The following is a 14,322-nucleotide window of genomic DNA, read 5'->3' on the forward strand; positions in this document are numbered from 1 at the left end:
GGCTCAGCAGGAAAGAGGTGTGCGGGAAACGCGAAACGGGAGGCGACGGCAGGCGCACGCCATCCGGTGTAGGATGGGGCATCACGCATCCGCAAGCGAGCTGAGTAAAGCAATGATTACCACCGATTATGTGTCCACTTTTTCCGGCAACCGTTTTTACCCGCTGCGCCCGCACATCGACAAGGTCGCCATCGAGGACATCGCCCATGGCCTGGCCTACCAGTGCCGCTTCAATGGCCAGACGCAGGTGTTTTATTCGATCGCCCAGCACAGCCTGATCGTCGCCAGCCTGGTGCCGCCGTCCCTGCGCCTGGCGGCCCTGCTGCACGACGCGGCCGAAGCCTACCTGGGCGACATGGTGAAGCCGCTGAAAGTGCTGCTGCCCGAATTTGCCGCGCTGGAAGACAAGGTCAGCGCCATCATCGCCGCCACGTATGGCATCGACTTTTCCGATTACGCGCCCATCAAGCGGGCCGACCTGATCGCGCTGGCCACGGAAAAGCGCGACTTGATGCCCCATTCGGCCGAGCGCTGGGCCTACCTTGACGGCATCGCCCCCTTGCCCGGTATAATCGACGTCATGGGACCGGCCGAAGCCAAGCAGCGCTTCCTGCTCGCGTTTGCCGAACTGGCAAGGGAGGGCATGGCCGCCTGAACGGCTGTCCCCGGCCGGGCCAGCGGACGCCAAGTCCCGGTTTTTACACGGCTTTTTTAGATATCCACAGCAACTGTGGATAAAGTTGTTGATAAGCCCCTCTTGACAAGCCGCAACGCCAGCATTGATGCGGGTTTCAACAATTTGCTGATTTCACAGGCAATTTTTTACCCCAATGAAATCAATGACTTGCAATCATGAATTTGCGCTGGAGCAAAGTTGCGCTACCGCCATGAAAATATATTTCGCCGCCCCTGCGCGGCCGGGGCCAGCCGGGTTTTGTAAGAACGGCATTGTTTTGACAAACCTTGCGGACTGGCATAGTGTGGAGTGAAGGGGGACGATCAACGTTGGAATCTGCATGAATATGGATAGCGACAGCACCGCCAAGGCGGCGGACGAACCGGACTGGCTGATGGACGAGCCGCTGGAGCATGCCGGCACCGCATCCGAGGCCGCCAGCGCACCGTTGCCATGGCGCGTGCTGATCGTCGACGATGATGTCGACGTGCACGTGGTGACCAAGTTCGCCCTCAGCCAGGCCAGCTTCCAGGGGCGCAGGCTCAGTTTCCTGCATGCGTATTCGGGTGCCGAGGCGCTGGCCGTGCTGCGCAGCACGCCCGACATCGCCGTCGTGCTGCTCGACGTCATCATGGAAACCCAGGATGCGGGCCTGCAGGTGGCACGCCAGATCCGCGAAGAGCTGCACAACAGCGCCGTGCGCATCATCCTGCGCACGGGCCAGCCGGGCCAGGCGCTGGAGCACCGCATCATCATCGATTACGACATCAACGATTTCTGGTGCAAGACCGACCTGACCACGCGCAAGCTGTTTACCACCGTCATCGCCTCGCTGCGCACCTACGCCACCCTGCGCGAAGCCGAGCAGCAGGTCGCCGACCTGGCCGCAGCCCTGGCCCGGCAAGGCGGCTCGACCCCGCCGCCGCCCGCCGGCACGCCCTGATCCGTCAAGCGCTGCGGGCGTTACTTCTGGTTATAAAACAGGAACACTGGATGGGCATACAGCCTTCGGCGACGCCCCATTTTGGTCCTTCCTGCCCGCCCGCGGCGCGCGCGGATCGCCCGTATTTTCCTAAGTGGCGGATTGTTAAGCGCTTTTTCAGATATCCACACGGACTGTGGATATCTTTGTGGATAAGCGCCTATTGACAGGCCCCAAAGCCACAGCCCGTGCGGCTTTCAATAAACTGCTCAATCAAACAGCAAAAATAAAACCCAATAAAATCAGATACTTAGAAACTCACACATAATCACGTGAAAATTATTTCGGCAATTTCGCTAACCCATCATTTGTGCATAACTGAGCCATAATGAGCAATTCGACAACGCCCGATCCTGGCCACAGGCAACACAGTTGCCGCCATACAAGAAGCCTGTCCCGGCAGGAAGCGCCGGCCGGGACAGGCCGCCGCTCAATGCAGCACCTGGCGGCGCTGCTCTGGATGCAGCAGCACGCGCTCGATCAAATCCGGGTCGATATTGTATGACTTCAGGTATTCCAGCGCGCACAGGGTACTGAAGGCGGCCTGCACGGCGATACCCAGATTGACGATATCGCACATCTTCTGGTCGACCCTGGCATGCATCTGCACGGTCTTGGGGGGCATATGCAAGGTTTCTGGGGAATTAGGCATGGTGGACAACTCCTGCGGAAGGGAACGGGGGCGGCGGCCAGCAGAAGATAGCCGGGCGCCAGCGCGGGCACGGACAGTGGCAGTATTGCCGGTAAAGTATTGCCGATAAATTCTCGATGTCAATGGCAGGGAAACATGAGGCGCCGTTTTTTCTTGCAGGCACAGGCGTAGCCGAAAGCGATGGACAAGGGCGAGCGGCCACGGCGATAATCAGCCATGCCCTCGCCCTCCGCCGCCCCGCCCGACCTCCCCCGCCCGCAGCCCGCCTCGCTTGCCGACCTGTTCTTTTCGTTTACCTGGCTGGCCCTGCAGGGATTCGGCGGCGTGCTGGCCGTGATCCAGCGCGAGATGGTGGAACGCAAGCGCTGGCTGACGCAGGAAGAGTTCCTGGAAGACTGGGCCGTGGCGCAAATCATGCCGGGGCCGAATGTCGTCAACCTGTCCTTGATGGTGGGCGGACGCTACTTCGGCTTGCGGGGCGCGCTGACGGCGCTGGCCGGCATGCTGGCCGTGCCCCTCGTCATCGTGCTGCTGCTGGGCGTGCTGTACACGCGCTTCGGCGACAATCCGCAGATGGCCGGCGCCCTGCGCGGCATGGCCGCCGTGTCGGCCGGCATGATCGCCGCCACGGGCGTGAAACTGGCCGCCGCGCTGGGCAAGCATCCGCTGCCCCTGTGGCTGACCCTGCCCCTCGTCGTGCTGGGCGTGCTGATGGTGGCCATCCTGCGCTGGCCCCTGCTGTACATCCTGCTGGGCCTGGGCGGCATCGGCTGCCTGCTGACCTATCGAAAGCTGTCCGCATGAACCCGCCCCTGCAACTGGTGCTGAGCACGGGGGACTGGCTGAACCTGTTCGGCCACTACCTGATGCTGTCGCTGATGTCCATCGGCGGCGCGATTTCCACCACGGCGGAAATGCACCGCTTCCTCGTCGAGCAGCACGGCTGGCTGACGCAAGCGCAATTCAACGAGTCGATCGCCATCGCCCAGGCCGCACCGGGGCCCAACGTGCTGTTCGTCGCCCTGATGGGCTGGAACGTGGGCATGAATGCGGGCAGCTACGCGGCCGCCTATTTCGGCGTGCTGGTGACGATGGTGGGCATCATGCTGCCCAGCACCACGCTCACCTACGTGGCCGCCCAGTGGGGCTACCGCAACCGCGACCTGCGCCCCGTGCGCGCCTTCAAGCAGGGCATGGCGCCCATCGTCGTCGCCCTCCTGATTTCCACGGGCATGATCCTGGGCGGCGCCAACCACGATCTGCGCACGGACTGGCCCCTGTGGAGCCTGTCCATCGTGGCCGGCCTCCTCATCTGGCGCACGAAAATCCATTTACTGTGGCTGCTGGCGGCGGGCGCCGTGCTGGGGTGGCTGCAGCTGGTATGAGAAAAGACGCGATGAAGATTCTCTTTGTGCATGGCATGGGTGCGACCCCATGGGACGCCTTTCCCACCCTGAGACGCTTGAGGAAAGCCGGCCACGCGACGGCCACCTTTGCCTATTTCGCCTCCGTTGAAACGCTGGCGTCCATCCAGGCGCGGCTGGTCGCGCGCCTTTCCGCGCTGGCGCGCGACGGCGACTATGCGCTGATCGGGCATTCCCTGGGCGGCGTGCTGCTGCGCCATGCGCTCTGCAGCCTGCCCGCCGGCACGCGCCAGCCGAGGCATCTGTTCCTCGTCGGCTCGCCCATGGTGGCCACGCGCACCAATATCTATCTGAACCGTTTTCGCCTGTACAAGCTGCTATTTGGCGAGTGCGGCCAGCTCGTCGCCTCGCCGCAGCGCATGGCCGCCATCGGCACGCCGGACATTCCCCTCACGTGCGTGGCCGGCACCCTCGGCTTTCCCGGGCGCCGCCAGCCGTTTGGCGGCGCGGCGAATGACGGCATCGTGCAGGAGGCGGAGCTGCGCCCCGAACTGTTTACGGACGTGGTGCGCCTGCCCGCGCACCATCCCCTGCTGCCCGCGCACAGGCAGCTGGCCCACCTCGTGCATCAACGCCTGTCCTGACTCACACGGCCAAATGCCGTTTCACCGCGTCGCCATCCATCTGCTCCGCCTTGCCGCTGGCCACCACCTGCCCCCGCGACAGCACGATGAACTCGTCGGCCAGCTCGCGGGCGAAATCGAAATACTGTTCGCACAGCACGATGGCCATGTCGCCGCGCTGCTTCAAGAGGGAAATGACCCGGCCGATATCCTTGATGACGGAGGGCTGGATGCCTTCCGTCGGCTCGTCGAAGATGATTAATTCCGGCTCGGCCAGCAGGGCGCGGGCGATGGCCAGCTGCTGCTGTTGCCCGCCGGACAGATCGCCGCCGCGCCGCTGCAGCATCTCCTTGAGCACTGGAAACAGCTCATACACGTGGGGATCGATGCGCGACGCCGGCCTGCCCCGCTTCACCGCCATGCCCATCAGCAAGTTTTCCTCCACCGTCAGGCGCGCGAAGATGTCGCGCCCCTGCGGCACGTAGGCGATACCCAGCTTTGCCCGCGCATGCGGTGCCAGCCGCGTGATGTCGCGGCCCTTGAAGCGCACCTGGCCCTGCGCCACGGGCAGCACGCCCATCAGGCATTTCAGCAGGGTCGTCTTGCCCACGCCATTCCTGCCCAGCAAGGCCAGGCACTGCCCCTGGCGCGCCGAGAGGTTGATGCCGCGCAAGGTGTGCGAGGAGCCATAGTATTGGTTTAATTGTTGCACTTCGAGCATGGTCTGTGATCTCCCCCATTACCTTCCCAGATAGACTTCGATGACGCGCTCGTCCGCCTGCACCTCGTCCATGCGCCCCTGCGCCAGCACGGCGCCCTCATGCAGCACGGTGACGATGCCTTGCCGGGCGATTTCCGTGACAAAACCCATGTCGTGCTCGACCACCATGATGGAATGCTTGCCGCGCAATTCATCGAGCAATTCGGCCGTGCGCGCCGTTTCCGCGTCCGACATGCCGGCCACGGGTTCATCGAGCAAAATCAGCTGCGGCTCCTGCATCAGCAGCATGCCGATTTCCAGCCACTGCTTTTGCCCGTGCGACAGCAAGCCGGCCAGCCGCCTTTCCTGGCCGTTCAGGCGGATCAGGCGCAAGATCGCTTCGATCCTGCCCGCCTGCTCGGATGTCAGGCGCGCGAACAGCGTCGGCGCCACGCGCTTGTCCAGCTTCATGGCCAGTTCCAGGTTGTCGAACACCGTGTGCTGCTCGAACACGGTGGGGCGCTGGAACTTGCGGCCGATGCCCGCGTGGGCGATCTGCGCTTCCGTCATGGTGGCCAGGTTCATGGTCTGGCCGAACCAGGCCGTGCCGGACGTGGGCCGCGTCTTGCCGGTGATCACATCCATCATCGTCGTCTTGCCGGCGCCATTCGGGCCGATGATGCAGCGCAACTCGCCTACGGAAATGTCGAGGCTCAGCTTGTTGATGGCCTTGAAGCCGTCGAAGGACACGCTGACGTCTTCCAGGTACAGGATGGCGCCATGCGTCGTGTCGACGCCCTCGCCTTTCACGCGCGCATAGGCGGCGCTGGCGCCCGCTTCGGCGCTGGCCATGCCGGGCAACATGCGGATGCTCATGCGGCCTCCTCTGCCACGGCGGCGGCTTTCTTGCGTTTGAGCTTGCCCAACACGCCCAGCATGCCCTGCTGCATGAACAGGGTCACGCCGATGAACAGCAGGCCCAGCGCGAACAGCCACAGTTCCGGCAAGGCGGCCGTGAACCAGCTTTTCAAGCCATTCACCGTGAAGGCGCCCAGGATCGGGCCAAGCAGGGTGCCGCGTCCGCCCACGGCCACCCACACGACCATCTCGATGGAATTGGCCGGCGACATCTCGGACGGGTTGATGATGCCCACCTGCGGCACGTACAGGGCACCGGCGATGCCGCACAGCACGGCGGACAGGGTCCAGACGAAGAGCTTGAACCACAGCGGGTTGTAGCCGAGGAACATCAGCCGCGCCTCGCTGTCGCGCACGCCCTGCAGCACGCGGCCCAGCTTGGAGGTGACGATGGCGCGCGCGCCGACCAGGGCCGTCAGCAGCATGGCCAGGGTCAGCAAAAACAGCACGGCCTTGGTGGCGGGCGCCGTGACGCTGTAACCAAGAATGGTCTTGAAATCCGTGAAACCGTTGTTGCCGCCAAAGCCGGTGTCATTGCGGAAGAACAAGAGCATGAAGGCATACGTCATCGCCTGCGTGATGATGGAAAAATACACGCCCTTGATGCGCGAACGGAAGGCGAAATAGCCGAAGACGAAGGCGAGCACGCCCGGCACCAGCACGACGAGGGCCATGCAGTACCAGAAGTGTTCCGTAAACGCCCAGTACCAGGGATAGGTTTTCCAGTCGAGAAAGACCATGAAGTCGGGCAAGCTGCTGTGGTACTGGCCCTCGCCGCCGATGGCACGCATCAGGTACATGCCGTGCGCATACGCGCCCAGGGCAAAGAACACGCCATGTCCCAGGGACAAGATGCCCGTGTAGCCCCACACGAGGTCCAGCGCCAGCGCCGCCAGCGCGTAGCACATGAACTTGCCCACCAGCGCCACCGTGTAGGCGGACACGTGCAAGGCATGGCCTTCGGCAAACACTAGATTGAAAATCGGCAACAACGCCGCCAGTAATGTACAGGCGGCAATCACCAGCCACACGGGCCGCGTGAACAGGCCAGGCTTGATGGGATGGGAGGTAGTCATTCGACGCTGCGTCCCTTCATGGCAAACAGGCCCTGCGGCCGGCGCTGGATAAAGATGATGATGAATACCAGAATGGCGATCTTCGCCAGCACGGCGCCCGCCACGGGTTCGAGGAATTTGTTCACTTCGCCCAGGCCCAGCGCGGCGATCACGGTGCCGGCCAGCTGGCCCACGCCGCCCAGCACCACCACCATGAAGGAATCGACGATGTAGCTTTGCCCCAGGTCCGGCCCCACGTTGCCCAGCTGGGACAGGGCCACGCCGCCCAGCCCCGCGATGCCGGAACCGAGGCCGAAGGTGAGCATGTCGACCTTGCCCGTGGCCACGCCCACGCAATCGGCCATGCGGCGGTTTTGCGTGACGGCCCGCACGAACAGGCCCAGGCGCGTCTTGTTGAGGATCAGCCACACGGCCGCCACGACGACGGTGGCAAAGGCGATGATGGCCAGGCGGTTGTAGGGCAGCACGAGGCCGCCCAGCACGGTGACGCCGCCCGACATCCAGGCCGGGTTGGCCACTTCCACGTTTTGCGCGCCGAAGATGGTGCGCACCGTCTGCATGAGGATCAGGCTGATGCCCCAGGTGGCCAGCAGGGTTTCCAGCGGCCGGCCATACAGCCAGCGGATCACCGTGCGCTCCAGCACCACGCCCACCAGTCCCGCGACGAGGAAGGCGGCCGGCAAGGCGGCCAGCAAGTACCAGTCCTGCACCCCGGGCAGGAAGTGGCGGAAGAAAAGCTGGCACAAATAGGTCGTGTAGGCGCCGATCATCAGCAGTTCGCCATGCGCCATGTTGATGATGCCCATCAAGCCAAACGTGATGGCCAGGCCCAGGGCCGCCAGCAGCAGCACGCTGCCCAGGGAAATGCCGTAAAACACATTGCCGGCGAATTCCATGCGCGCCACCCGTCCCTTGATCTGGCGCATGGTGTCGATGGCGGCCAGCTGCACGGACTCGTCCGGCTCGCCGGCCTTGCCGTCTGGCCCTTGATCCAGCATGGCTTGCAGCGCGGGCAGCAGGCGCGCATCGCTGCTGCCGGCCAGGGCCTGCACGGCCTGCTTGCGCGTGGCTGCATCGGGTGCATGCAGGCTGGCGCTGGCGATCAGCACCTGCAATATCTGCCTGATGTCGGCGTCGCTTTCCTGCGCCAGCGCCGTGCGGATCAGGGGCAGCTGGGCGGGATCGACGGCCTTCTGCAAAGCTTGCGCGGCAGCCAGCCGCTGGGCGCGCTGCGGCGCCAGCAGCTGCAAGCCGGACAGGGCACCCGCCACGGCCGCGCGCAAGCGGTTGTTGACCATCACGCCATCGATGCCGTCCGGCAGCGGCACGCGCTTGCCGCTTGCGGGGTCATACGCCCGCTCGCCCTCGACGATGTAGACCTTGCCGTCGGGCGCCGCATATAAAGCGTCGTCCTGCAAGGCTTGCAGCACCCTGGCCGCCTCGGGCGTGGCCAGGGCGGCGATCTGCGCCACGGCAGCGACCCTCGTGTCGGGATCGTCGCCGGCCAGCGGTTTGAGCAAGTCCGCAGGGATGGCCGCCTGCGCCATGGACGACAGGCACAGGCAGGCGAGGATCAGCAGTTTGAAGAGGAGCTGCATTTGCGTTCCAAAGAATGACTGCACAGGGATCTATGCTTACCCCAAAGGCGAGGACTGGGGTCGGATGGGGACGCCTAGTCCCTCAGGGTCCGACCCCGGCATTTGCGGGTGGGTGAATAGCGCCTACATAGCTAGCGCCTACAGCTTCTGCTTGCCCTCATTGCCCTTGATAAACGGGCTCCACGGCTGGGCACGTATCGGCTCCTTGGTTTTCCACACGACATTAAATTGCCCGTCGGCCTTGATCTCGCCGATCATCACGGGCTTGTGCAGGTGGTGATTCGTCGGGTCCATGGTCAGGGTAAAGCCGGACGGCGCCTTGACGCTCTGGCCCGCCATGGCGGCGATCACCTTGTCCGTGTCCGTCGACTTGGCCTTTTCCACGGCTTGCGCCCACATGTGGATGCCGACATAGGTCGCTTCCATGGGGTCGTTCGTCACGACGGAAGCCGCGTTCGGCAGCTTTTGCGCCACCGCATAGGCTTTCCACTGCTTGATGAAGGCCGCGTTGACGGGGTTCTTGACGGATTCAAAGTAATTCCACGCCGCCAGATGCCCCAGCAGGGGTTTGGTGTCGATGCCGCGCAGCTCTTCCTCGCCCACGGAAAACGCGACGACGGGCACATCCGTGGCTTTCAGGCCCGCATTGCCCAGTTCCTTGTAGAACGGCACGTTCGAATCGCCATTGATGGTGGAAATGACGGCCGTCTTGCCGCCGGCGGAAAACTTCTTGATGTTGGCGACGATGGTTTGATAGTCGGCGTGGCCGAACGGCGTATAGACCTCGCTGATATCGCTATCCTTCACGCCACGGCTTTTCAGGAAGGCGCGCAATATCTTGTTGGTGGTGCGCGGATACACGTAATCCGTGCCCAGCAGCACGAAGCGCTTGGCCCCGCCGCCATCCTTGCTCATCAGGTACTCCACGGCCGGGATCGCCTGCTGGTTCGGCGCGGCGCCCGTATAAAACACATTCTTTTCCAGTTCCTCGCCCTCGTATTGCACGGGGTAGAACAGCAGGCTGTTGAGTTCCTTGAACACCGGCAAGACGGACTTGCGGGACACGGACGTCCAGCAGCCGAACACGACGGCCACCTTGTCCTGCGCCACCAGCTGGCGCGCTTTTTCCGCAAACAACGGCCAGTTCGACGCCGGGTCGACGACGACGGCTTCCAGCTTCTTGCCCAGCACGCCGCCCTTGGCATTGATTTCCGCGATCGTCATCAGGGCCACGTCCTTCAGCGACGTTTCGGAAATGGCCATGGTGCCCGACAGGGAGTGCAGGATGCCCACCTTGATGGTGTCGGCCGCCCAGGCCGCCTGCATGGTGATGGAGGTGGCCAAGGCCAGTGCGCCTGCTGCTGCCGCTTTCAAGATGATGCGTCGTGACATGTGGACTCCTGAGTGAAGAACTGCATGAGTATCAATGGATGGGCATACGATGTTGTTAAAGCAGAATGCATGCCAGCATCGACAGGCGAGCGCCATGGTGCGCGTGCCATGCCGTGGTGCAAGCGAGTGCCGGCCGCACGCCCCATGCCGCACGAAAAAAAACCTGGCTGCACAAGGACTGTGCAGCCAGGTTTCAACTTGCCGTAAAACGGTGCGCCGGGCGCGTCAATCCTTGCGCGGCGCGCCCCGCAAGCGGCGCCAGCCCTTGCGGCCCAGCGGGAACAGCAGCACGAAGGCGATCAGCCACGGCAGGATGTAGGCCATGGCCGTGATGGCGTTGGCCACGCCTTCCGACAGGTTGTCCGTGAAGTTGCCCAGCGCGCGCTTGACGGGCGTCCAGAACGATTGCCGGCCTTCCGCGCTGATGGCCACGTTCAGCAAGTCCGTGTCGATGCGCTGCATCAACAGCGCGTCGGCCGCCGTCGCCTGCTCCAGTTCCGCCTGCACGGTGGCCAGTTCCTTCGTCACCTTGATCAGGGCGTCCACATTCGTGCCCGAGCGCTTTTCCAGGTCCTGCAATTGCGCCTGGTACTGTTTCAGCATTTCCAGGCGCTTCTTGCTGTCGAGCACGGGGCGGCCCAGGTCTTCCACCTTGGTGCCCTGGCTGGTGATCTCGCCTTCGCTCCCCACCAGCGCCATCATCTTCTTGATGCCGGCCGGCTTGGCGCGCATGCTGATGCGCGCATGCACGTAGCGGCCGCTGTCGATGCTGGAATCGAGCAGCAGGCAGCCGTTTTCCGTATCGGCCTTGCAGGCCGCCACGACTTTTTCGTACAGGGGCCGTATCTGCGCCTCCCCTGCCATCACGTCGACGTTATGTTCGTAGGCCAGGTAATCTTTCCCTTTAGCCTCTGTGGTCACGCGCGTATCGCTGGGCTGGACAAAGCGGTTTGCCTTCCCGCAACCGGCCAACAGCAACAGTCCGAACAGACATATATAGACTTTTTTCATGATTTCTTTCTTCTAGTTATTGATGTTGCGGCAGCAGTTTGACATCAGGCAGATGCGCGGCCACCTCCTGCACGGTCGCATGGCCCGTCAAGGACGCCACCACCTGCGGCAATGGTTCCGCCCAGATTTCCGGCAAATCGCGTTCCTCCGGCGCCAGCACGGGAAAAGCCAGCTGCTCGTGTGGCGGCACGAACGCCGCGTCGACGCCCGGCTTGTTGCCGCGCGCATCGATGCGGTACCAGCCGAAATCCTCCAGATATACGGCGTTCAAGCCATGCAGGCAGAACGGCGGCCCCGCCTCGCCCACGGCCAGGCGCTGGTAGCACAGGCCGGCAGGAATGCCGTTGGCGCGCAGCAGCGCGGCCAGCAGATGGCTCTTCGCATAACAATATCCCGTGCCGTGCTGCAAGACGTCGGAAGCGCGGCAGGTGACGGGATTGCGCTGGTAATCCCAGCTGTGGGCGATCTCATCGCGCACGAAGGCAAAGCAGCGGGCCGCGATGGCAGCGTCGCCTGCCGCGCCGGCCGCCAGTGCGGCCGCCTTGGCGCGCACGGCCGGATGGTCGCTGTCGATATGCGTGCTGCTGGCGAGATACGGGGCAAAATCGGTCGTCATGGCGCTCAGGGAGAAAAGGTCTTGTGAAAAAGTAATGCCGGATTTTAGTCGAAGCGGCGGGAAATCCACCGTTTCCTTGCGCAGGAACAAAGAAAATCCCCTCCCCGGCGAGGCGCAGCGGGCGGCGGCGGCTTTGGCGCCGGCGCCGTAGCTGGTATCATGCGGGCAAACGCAGCCGGCCATATGGGCGCGGCACATGCACTACCCTGCGAAGCGGCTCCCGCCGCCGACGCCACCCTACAGATCAGAGAAACGAGTTCCCATGAGCACATCTTCGTCCCACCCATCGTTCTGGCGCCGAGTCCCGCTGGCTTTCGGCGCCTTCTTCAGTACCCTGTCCGACGCCGCCTATGCGGCCCGCGTGGAAAAGCTGGCCCTGCCCGAAGCCGCCCCGGTGGCGCCCGTGGCCCCTGCGCCTGCCCCCGTGCCGACGCCGGCCGCCGCGCCCGTCATATTGAAGGAAGCGACGCCGGACGCCGCCCTGCAGTTGCTGGCCCTGCTGCAACGCGAAGCGCGATTGATCGACTTTACCCAGGAAAACCTGGGCAGCCATGCCGATGCCGACATCGGCGCGGCCGCGCGCGTCGTACATGAAGGCTGCGCCAAGGTCATGCGCGAGTATTTCACCATCGACCCCGTGCGCCAGGAAGCCGAAGGCAGCCGCATCGTGCTGCAGGAAGGCTTTGATTCCGCGCAAGTGCGCCTGACGGGCAACGTCGTCGGTTCCGCGCCGTTCACGGGCACCCTCAGCCACCGCGGCTGGCGCGCCTCCAGCGTGCGCCTGCCGAAGCTGAGCGCGCAGCACGACGCCGCCATCCTGGCCCCGGCGGAGGTGGAACTGTGAACGATCAAACCAACAACACTCCACGCTACGCCATCGGCATCGACCTGGGTACCACGCACAGCGCCCTGTCGTATGTCAACCTGGTCGAAAGCGACGGTGAAAAGTCCAGCCACGGCGTGCTGAAAGTCCCGCAGCTGTCGGCGCCGGGCACGGTCGAAGAGCTGCCGCTGCTGCCGTCCTTCGTCTACCTGCCCCACGCGGAGGAAGTGGCGGCGGGCGACCTGGCCCTGCCCTGGGTCACCGAAGAAGCGGAAGCGCCCTTCGTCGTCGGCGAGATGGCCCGCAGCCGCGGCGCCACCACGCCCATCCGTCTCGTGTCGAGCGCGAAAAGCTGGCTGTGCCACCCGGGCGTGGACCGCCGCGCGGCCATCCTGCCGAACGACGCGCCGGCCGAAGTGGCGCGCATCTCGCCCATCACGGCTGCCACGCGCTACCTGACGCACTTGCGCCAGGCGTGGGACCACGCCCACCCGCAAGCGCCGTTCGCGCAGCAGGAAATCACCGTCACCATCCCCGCCTCCTTCGATCCGGCCGCGCGCGAGCTGACGATGGAAGCGGCACAGGCGGCAGGCTACACCTCGCTGACCCTGCTGGAAGAGCCGCAGGCGGCCCTGTACAGCTGGATCCAGACCAGCGAAGGCCGCTGGCGCAAGGAAGTCAAGCCGGGCGACATCATTTTAGTGGTCGACGTGGGCGGCGGCACCAGCGACTTTTCGCTGATCGCCGTGCTGGAACGCGACGGCGTGCTGGAACCGCACCGCGTGGCCGTGGGCGAACACATCCTGCTGGGCGGCGACAATATGGACCTGGCCCTGGCCCACCTGGTGGCCCGTAAACTCGCCGCCAACGGCACCCAGCTCGACGCCTGGCAGATGCGCGCCCTCACCTACGGCTGCCGCAGCGCCAAGGAAAGCCTGCTGGCCGACAGCGGCATGGACACGGCGCCCATCGTCGTGCCGAGTCGCGGCTCCAAGCTGATCGGCGGCTCCATCCGCACGGAACTGACGCGCGCGGAAGTGTCCACCTTCATCCTGGACGGCTTCTTCCCGCAGGTGGAAGCGTCGAGCCGTCCTGCCGTGCGCACGCGCGCCGGCCTGACGCAACTGGGCTTGCCGTACGCGCAGGACGCGGCCATCACGCGCCACCTGGCCGCCTTCCTGGGCCGCCAAGTGGCGGCGACGTCCGAACTGGAAGGCTTTGCGGGCCGCCAGTCGGCCGACGCCAGCTTTTTGCACCCGACGGCCGTGCTGTTCAACGGCGGCGTCTTCAAGTCCGACCTGCTGGTGCAGCGCATCATGGCCACCGTCAACGACTGGCTGTACATGGAAGGCGCGGAGCCGGCGCGCATGCTGGCCGGGGCCGACCTGGACCTGGCCGTCGCGCGCGGCGCGGCCTACTACAGCTACGTGCGGCGCGGCCATGGCGTGCGCATCCGCGGCGGCACGGCCAGCTCCTTCTACGTGGCCATCGAATCGGCCATGCCTGCCATTCCCGGCATGGAACCGCCCATCCAGGCCCTGTGCGTGGCGCCGTTCGGCATGGAAGAAGGCAGCGAACTGGAACTGCCGGGCCAGCAATTCGGCCTGGTGGTGGGCGAGCCCGTACACTTCCGCTTCTTCGCCTCGTCCACGCGCCGCAACGACCAGATCGGCGACCTGCTCGACTTCTGGGGTCCCGACGAGCTGCAGGAGCTGAGCGAAATCCAGGCCACCCTGTCCGCCGAAGGCCGCTCGGCCGGCGACGTGGTGCAGGTGAAACTGCATGCGCGCGTGACGGAAGCGGGCACCCTGGAGCTGCTGGCCGTCTCCCCTGACGGCGCCGAGCGCTGGAAGGTGGAATTCGACGTGCGCGGCACGCCACAGCAATAAGC

Annotated in this window: 15 protein-coding genes; 7 read left to right on the plus strand and 8 right to left on the minus strand. The window is 64.5% G+C overall.

What is annotated here, in order from left to right; all coding sequences use genetic code 11:
* The first annotated feature begins 112 nt into the window (after positions 1-112).
* Both EBS11_RS14755 and EBS11_RS14760 read left to right on the plus strand, forming a co-directional pair.
* Positions 113-655 carry a phosphohydrolase gene (locus EBS11_RS14755; RefSeq protein WP_290603816.1) on the plus strand — a complete coding sequence of 181 codons (543 nt, stop codon included), beginning with the start codon at positions 113-115 and terminating at the stop codon, positions 653-655.
* Between the two features lie 361 nt (positions 656-1,016).
* Positions 1,017-1,619 carry a response regulator gene (locus EBS11_RS14760; protein WP_290603818.1) on the plus strand — a complete coding sequence of 201 codons (603 nt, stop codon included), beginning with the start codon at positions 1,017-1,019 and terminating at the stop codon, positions 1,617-1,619.
* Positions 1,620-2,088: 469 nt separating this feature from the next.
* Here EBS11_RS14760 and EBS11_RS14765 read toward each other — a convergent pair whose 3' ends face one another.
* A complete protein-coding gene (locus EBS11_RS14765; RefSeq protein ID WP_290603820.1) occupies positions 2,089-2,310 on the minus strand; it encodes a hypothetical protein in 222 nt (73 codons plus the stop codon).
* A gap of 216 nt (positions 2,311-2,526) precedes the next feature.
* Here EBS11_RS14765 and EBS11_RS14770 point away from each other — a divergent pair, with 216 nt between their 5' ends.
* The 3 genes from EBS11_RS14770 to EBS11_RS14780 are packed head-to-tail and all read left to right on the plus strand — an operon-like array spanning position 2,527 to position 4,318.
* Positions 2,527-3,114 carry a chromate transporter gene (locus tag EBS11_RS14770; protein ID WP_290603822.1) on the plus strand — a complete coding sequence of 196 codons (588 nt, stop codon included), beginning with the start codon at positions 2,527-2,529 and terminating at the stop codon, positions 3,112-3,114.
* The gene (locus EBS11_RS14775) at positions 3,111-3,695 is read left to right on the plus strand and encodes a chromate transporter (protein ID WP_290603824.1); all 585 of its coding nucleotides are present in this window, start codon (positions 3,111-3,113) and stop codon (positions 3,693-3,695) included. The genes EBS11_RS14770 and EBS11_RS14775 overlap by 4 nt, the downstream gene beginning before the upstream one ends.
* A gap of 11 nt (positions 3,696-3,706) precedes the next feature.
* The gene (locus EBS11_RS14780) at positions 3,707-4,318 is read left to right on the plus strand and encodes an alpha/beta fold hydrolase (RefSeq protein WP_290603826.1); all 612 of its coding nucleotides are present in this window, start codon (positions 3,707-3,709) and stop codon (positions 4,316-4,318) included.
* Between the two features lies 1 nt (position 4,319).
* Here EBS11_RS14780 and urtE read toward each other — a convergent pair whose 3' ends face one another.
* The 7 genes from urtE to EBS11_RS14815 all read right to left on the minus strand — a co-directional run bounded on the left by urtE (position 4,320) and on the right by EBS11_RS14815 (position 11,608).
* The gene (urtE, locus tag EBS11_RS14785) at positions 4,320-5,018 is read right to left on the minus strand and encodes an urea ABC transporter ATP-binding subunit UrtE (RefSeq protein WP_290603828.1); all 699 of its coding nucleotides are present in this window, start codon (positions 5,016-5,018) and stop codon (positions 4,320-4,322) included.
* Between the two features lie 18 nt (positions 5,019-5,036).
* On the minus strand, positions 5,037-5,873 hold the full coding sequence (urtD, locus tag EBS11_RS14790; protein WP_290603830.1) for an urea ABC transporter ATP-binding protein UrtD: 837 nt from the start codon (positions 5,871-5,873) through the stop codon (positions 5,037-5,039).
* The gene (gene urtC, locus EBS11_RS14795) at positions 5,870-6,991 is read right to left on the minus strand and encodes an urea ABC transporter permease subunit UrtC (protein ID WP_290603832.1); all 1,122 of its coding nucleotides are present in this window, start codon (positions 6,989-6,991) and stop codon (positions 5,870-5,872) included. Before urtC ends, urtD begins: the two co-directional genes overlap by 4 nt.
* Entirely contained in the window at positions 6,988-8,589 is a 1,602-nt protein-coding gene (gene urtB / locus EBS11_RS14800; RefSeq protein WP_290603834.1) for an urea ABC transporter permease subunit UrtB, read from the minus strand. Before urtB ends, urtC begins: the two co-directional genes overlap by 4 nt.
* Before the next feature lie 138 nt (positions 8,590-8,727).
* Positions 8,728-9,981, minus strand: coding sequence for an urea ABC transporter substrate-binding protein (urtA, locus tag EBS11_RS14805; RefSeq protein ID WP_290603836.1), 1,254 nt, complete (start codon positions 9,979-9,981; stop codon positions 8,728-8,730).
* Between the two features lie 225 nt (positions 9,982-10,206).
* Positions 10,207-10,902: a DUF4349 domain-containing protein gene (locus tag EBS11_RS14810; protein ID WP_290603838.1), complete on the minus strand. Its 696-nt coding sequence runs from the start codon at positions 10,900-10,902 to the stop codon at positions 10,207-10,209.
* Positions 10,903-11,008: 106 nt separating this feature from the next.
* The gene (locus EBS11_RS14815) at positions 11,009-11,608 is read right to left on the minus strand and encodes a transglutaminase family protein (RefSeq protein WP_290603840.1); all 600 of its coding nucleotides are present in this window, start codon (positions 11,606-11,608) and stop codon (positions 11,009-11,011) included.
* 262 nt (positions 11,609-11,870) lie between these two features.
* On the opposite strand from EBS11_RS14815, the gene EBS11_RS14820 reads away from it, so the two are divergent.
* Together EBS11_RS14820 and EBS11_RS14825 are read left to right on the plus strand one after the other, a co-directional pair.
* Positions 11,871-12,452 carry a DUF2760 domain-containing protein gene (locus EBS11_RS14820; RefSeq protein WP_290603842.1) on the plus strand — a complete coding sequence of 194 codons (582 nt, stop codon included), beginning with the start codon at positions 11,871-11,873 and terminating at the stop codon, positions 12,450-12,452.
* Positions 12,449-14,320, plus strand: coding sequence for an Hsp70 family protein (locus tag EBS11_RS14825; protein WP_290603844.1), 1,872 nt, complete (start codon positions 12,449-12,451; stop codon positions 14,318-14,320). The genes EBS11_RS14820 and EBS11_RS14825 overlap by 4 nt, the downstream gene beginning before the upstream one ends.
* Positions 14,321-14,322: the final 2 nt, after the last annotated feature.

The organism is Janthinobacterium sp., from assembly GCF_009923995.1.
In the GTDB taxonomy this organism is placed as follows: domain Bacteria; phylum Pseudomonadota; class Gammaproteobacteria; order Burkholderiales; family Burkholderiaceae_D; genus Janthinobacterium.

Bases quoted from the DNA above. Each gene is read 5' to 3' on its own strand.
- EBS11_RS14760 (WP_290603818.1), top strand. From the start codon at position 1,017: ATGAATATGGATAGCGACAGCACCGCCAAGGCGGCGGACGAACCGGAC.
- EBS11_RS14775 (WP_290603824.1), top strand. From the start codon at position 3,111: ATGAACCCGCCCCTGCAACTGGTGCTGAGCACGGGGGACTGGCTGAAC.
- urtE (WP_290603828.1), bottom strand. From the start codon at position 5,018: ATGCTCGAAGTGCAACAATTAAACCAATACTATGGCTCCTCGCACACC.
- urtA (WP_290603836.1), bottom strand. From the start codon at position 9,981: ATGTCACGACGCATCATCTTGAAAGCGGCAGCAGCAGGCGCACTGGCC.
- EBS11_RS14755 (WP_290603816.1), top strand. From the start codon at position 113: ATGATTACCACCGATTATGTGTCCACTTTTTCCGGCAACCGTTTTTAC.
- EBS11_RS14765 (WP_290603820.1), bottom strand. From the start codon at position 2,310: ATGCCTAATTCCCCAGAAACCTTGCATATGCCCCCCAAGACCGTGCAG.
- EBS11_RS14820 (WP_290603842.1), top strand. From the start codon at position 11,871: ATGAGCACATCTTCGTCCCACCCATCGTTCTGGCGCCGAGTCCCGCTG.
- urtB (WP_290603834.1), bottom strand. From the start codon at position 8,589: ATGCAGCTCCTCTTCAAACTGCTGATCCTCGCCTGCCTGTGCCTGTCG.
- EBS11_RS14770 (WP_290603822.1), top strand. From the start codon at position 2,527: ATGCCCTCGCCCTCCGCCGCCCCGCCCGACCTCCCCCGCCCGCAGCCC.
- EBS11_RS14780 (WP_290603826.1), top strand. From the start codon at position 3,707: ATGAAGATTCTCTTTGTGCATGGCATGGGTGCGACCCCATGGGACGCC.
- urtD (WP_290603830.1), bottom strand. From the start codon at position 5,873: ATGAGCATCCGCATGTTGCCCGGCATGGCCAGCGCCGAAGCGGGCGCC.
- urtC (WP_290603832.1), bottom strand. From the start codon at position 6,991: ATGACTACCTCCCATCCCATCAAGCCTGGCCTGTTCACGCGGCCCGTG.
- EBS11_RS14815 (WP_290603840.1), bottom strand. From the start codon at position 11,608: ATGACGACCGATTTTGCCCCGTATCTCGCCAGCAGCACGCATATCGAC.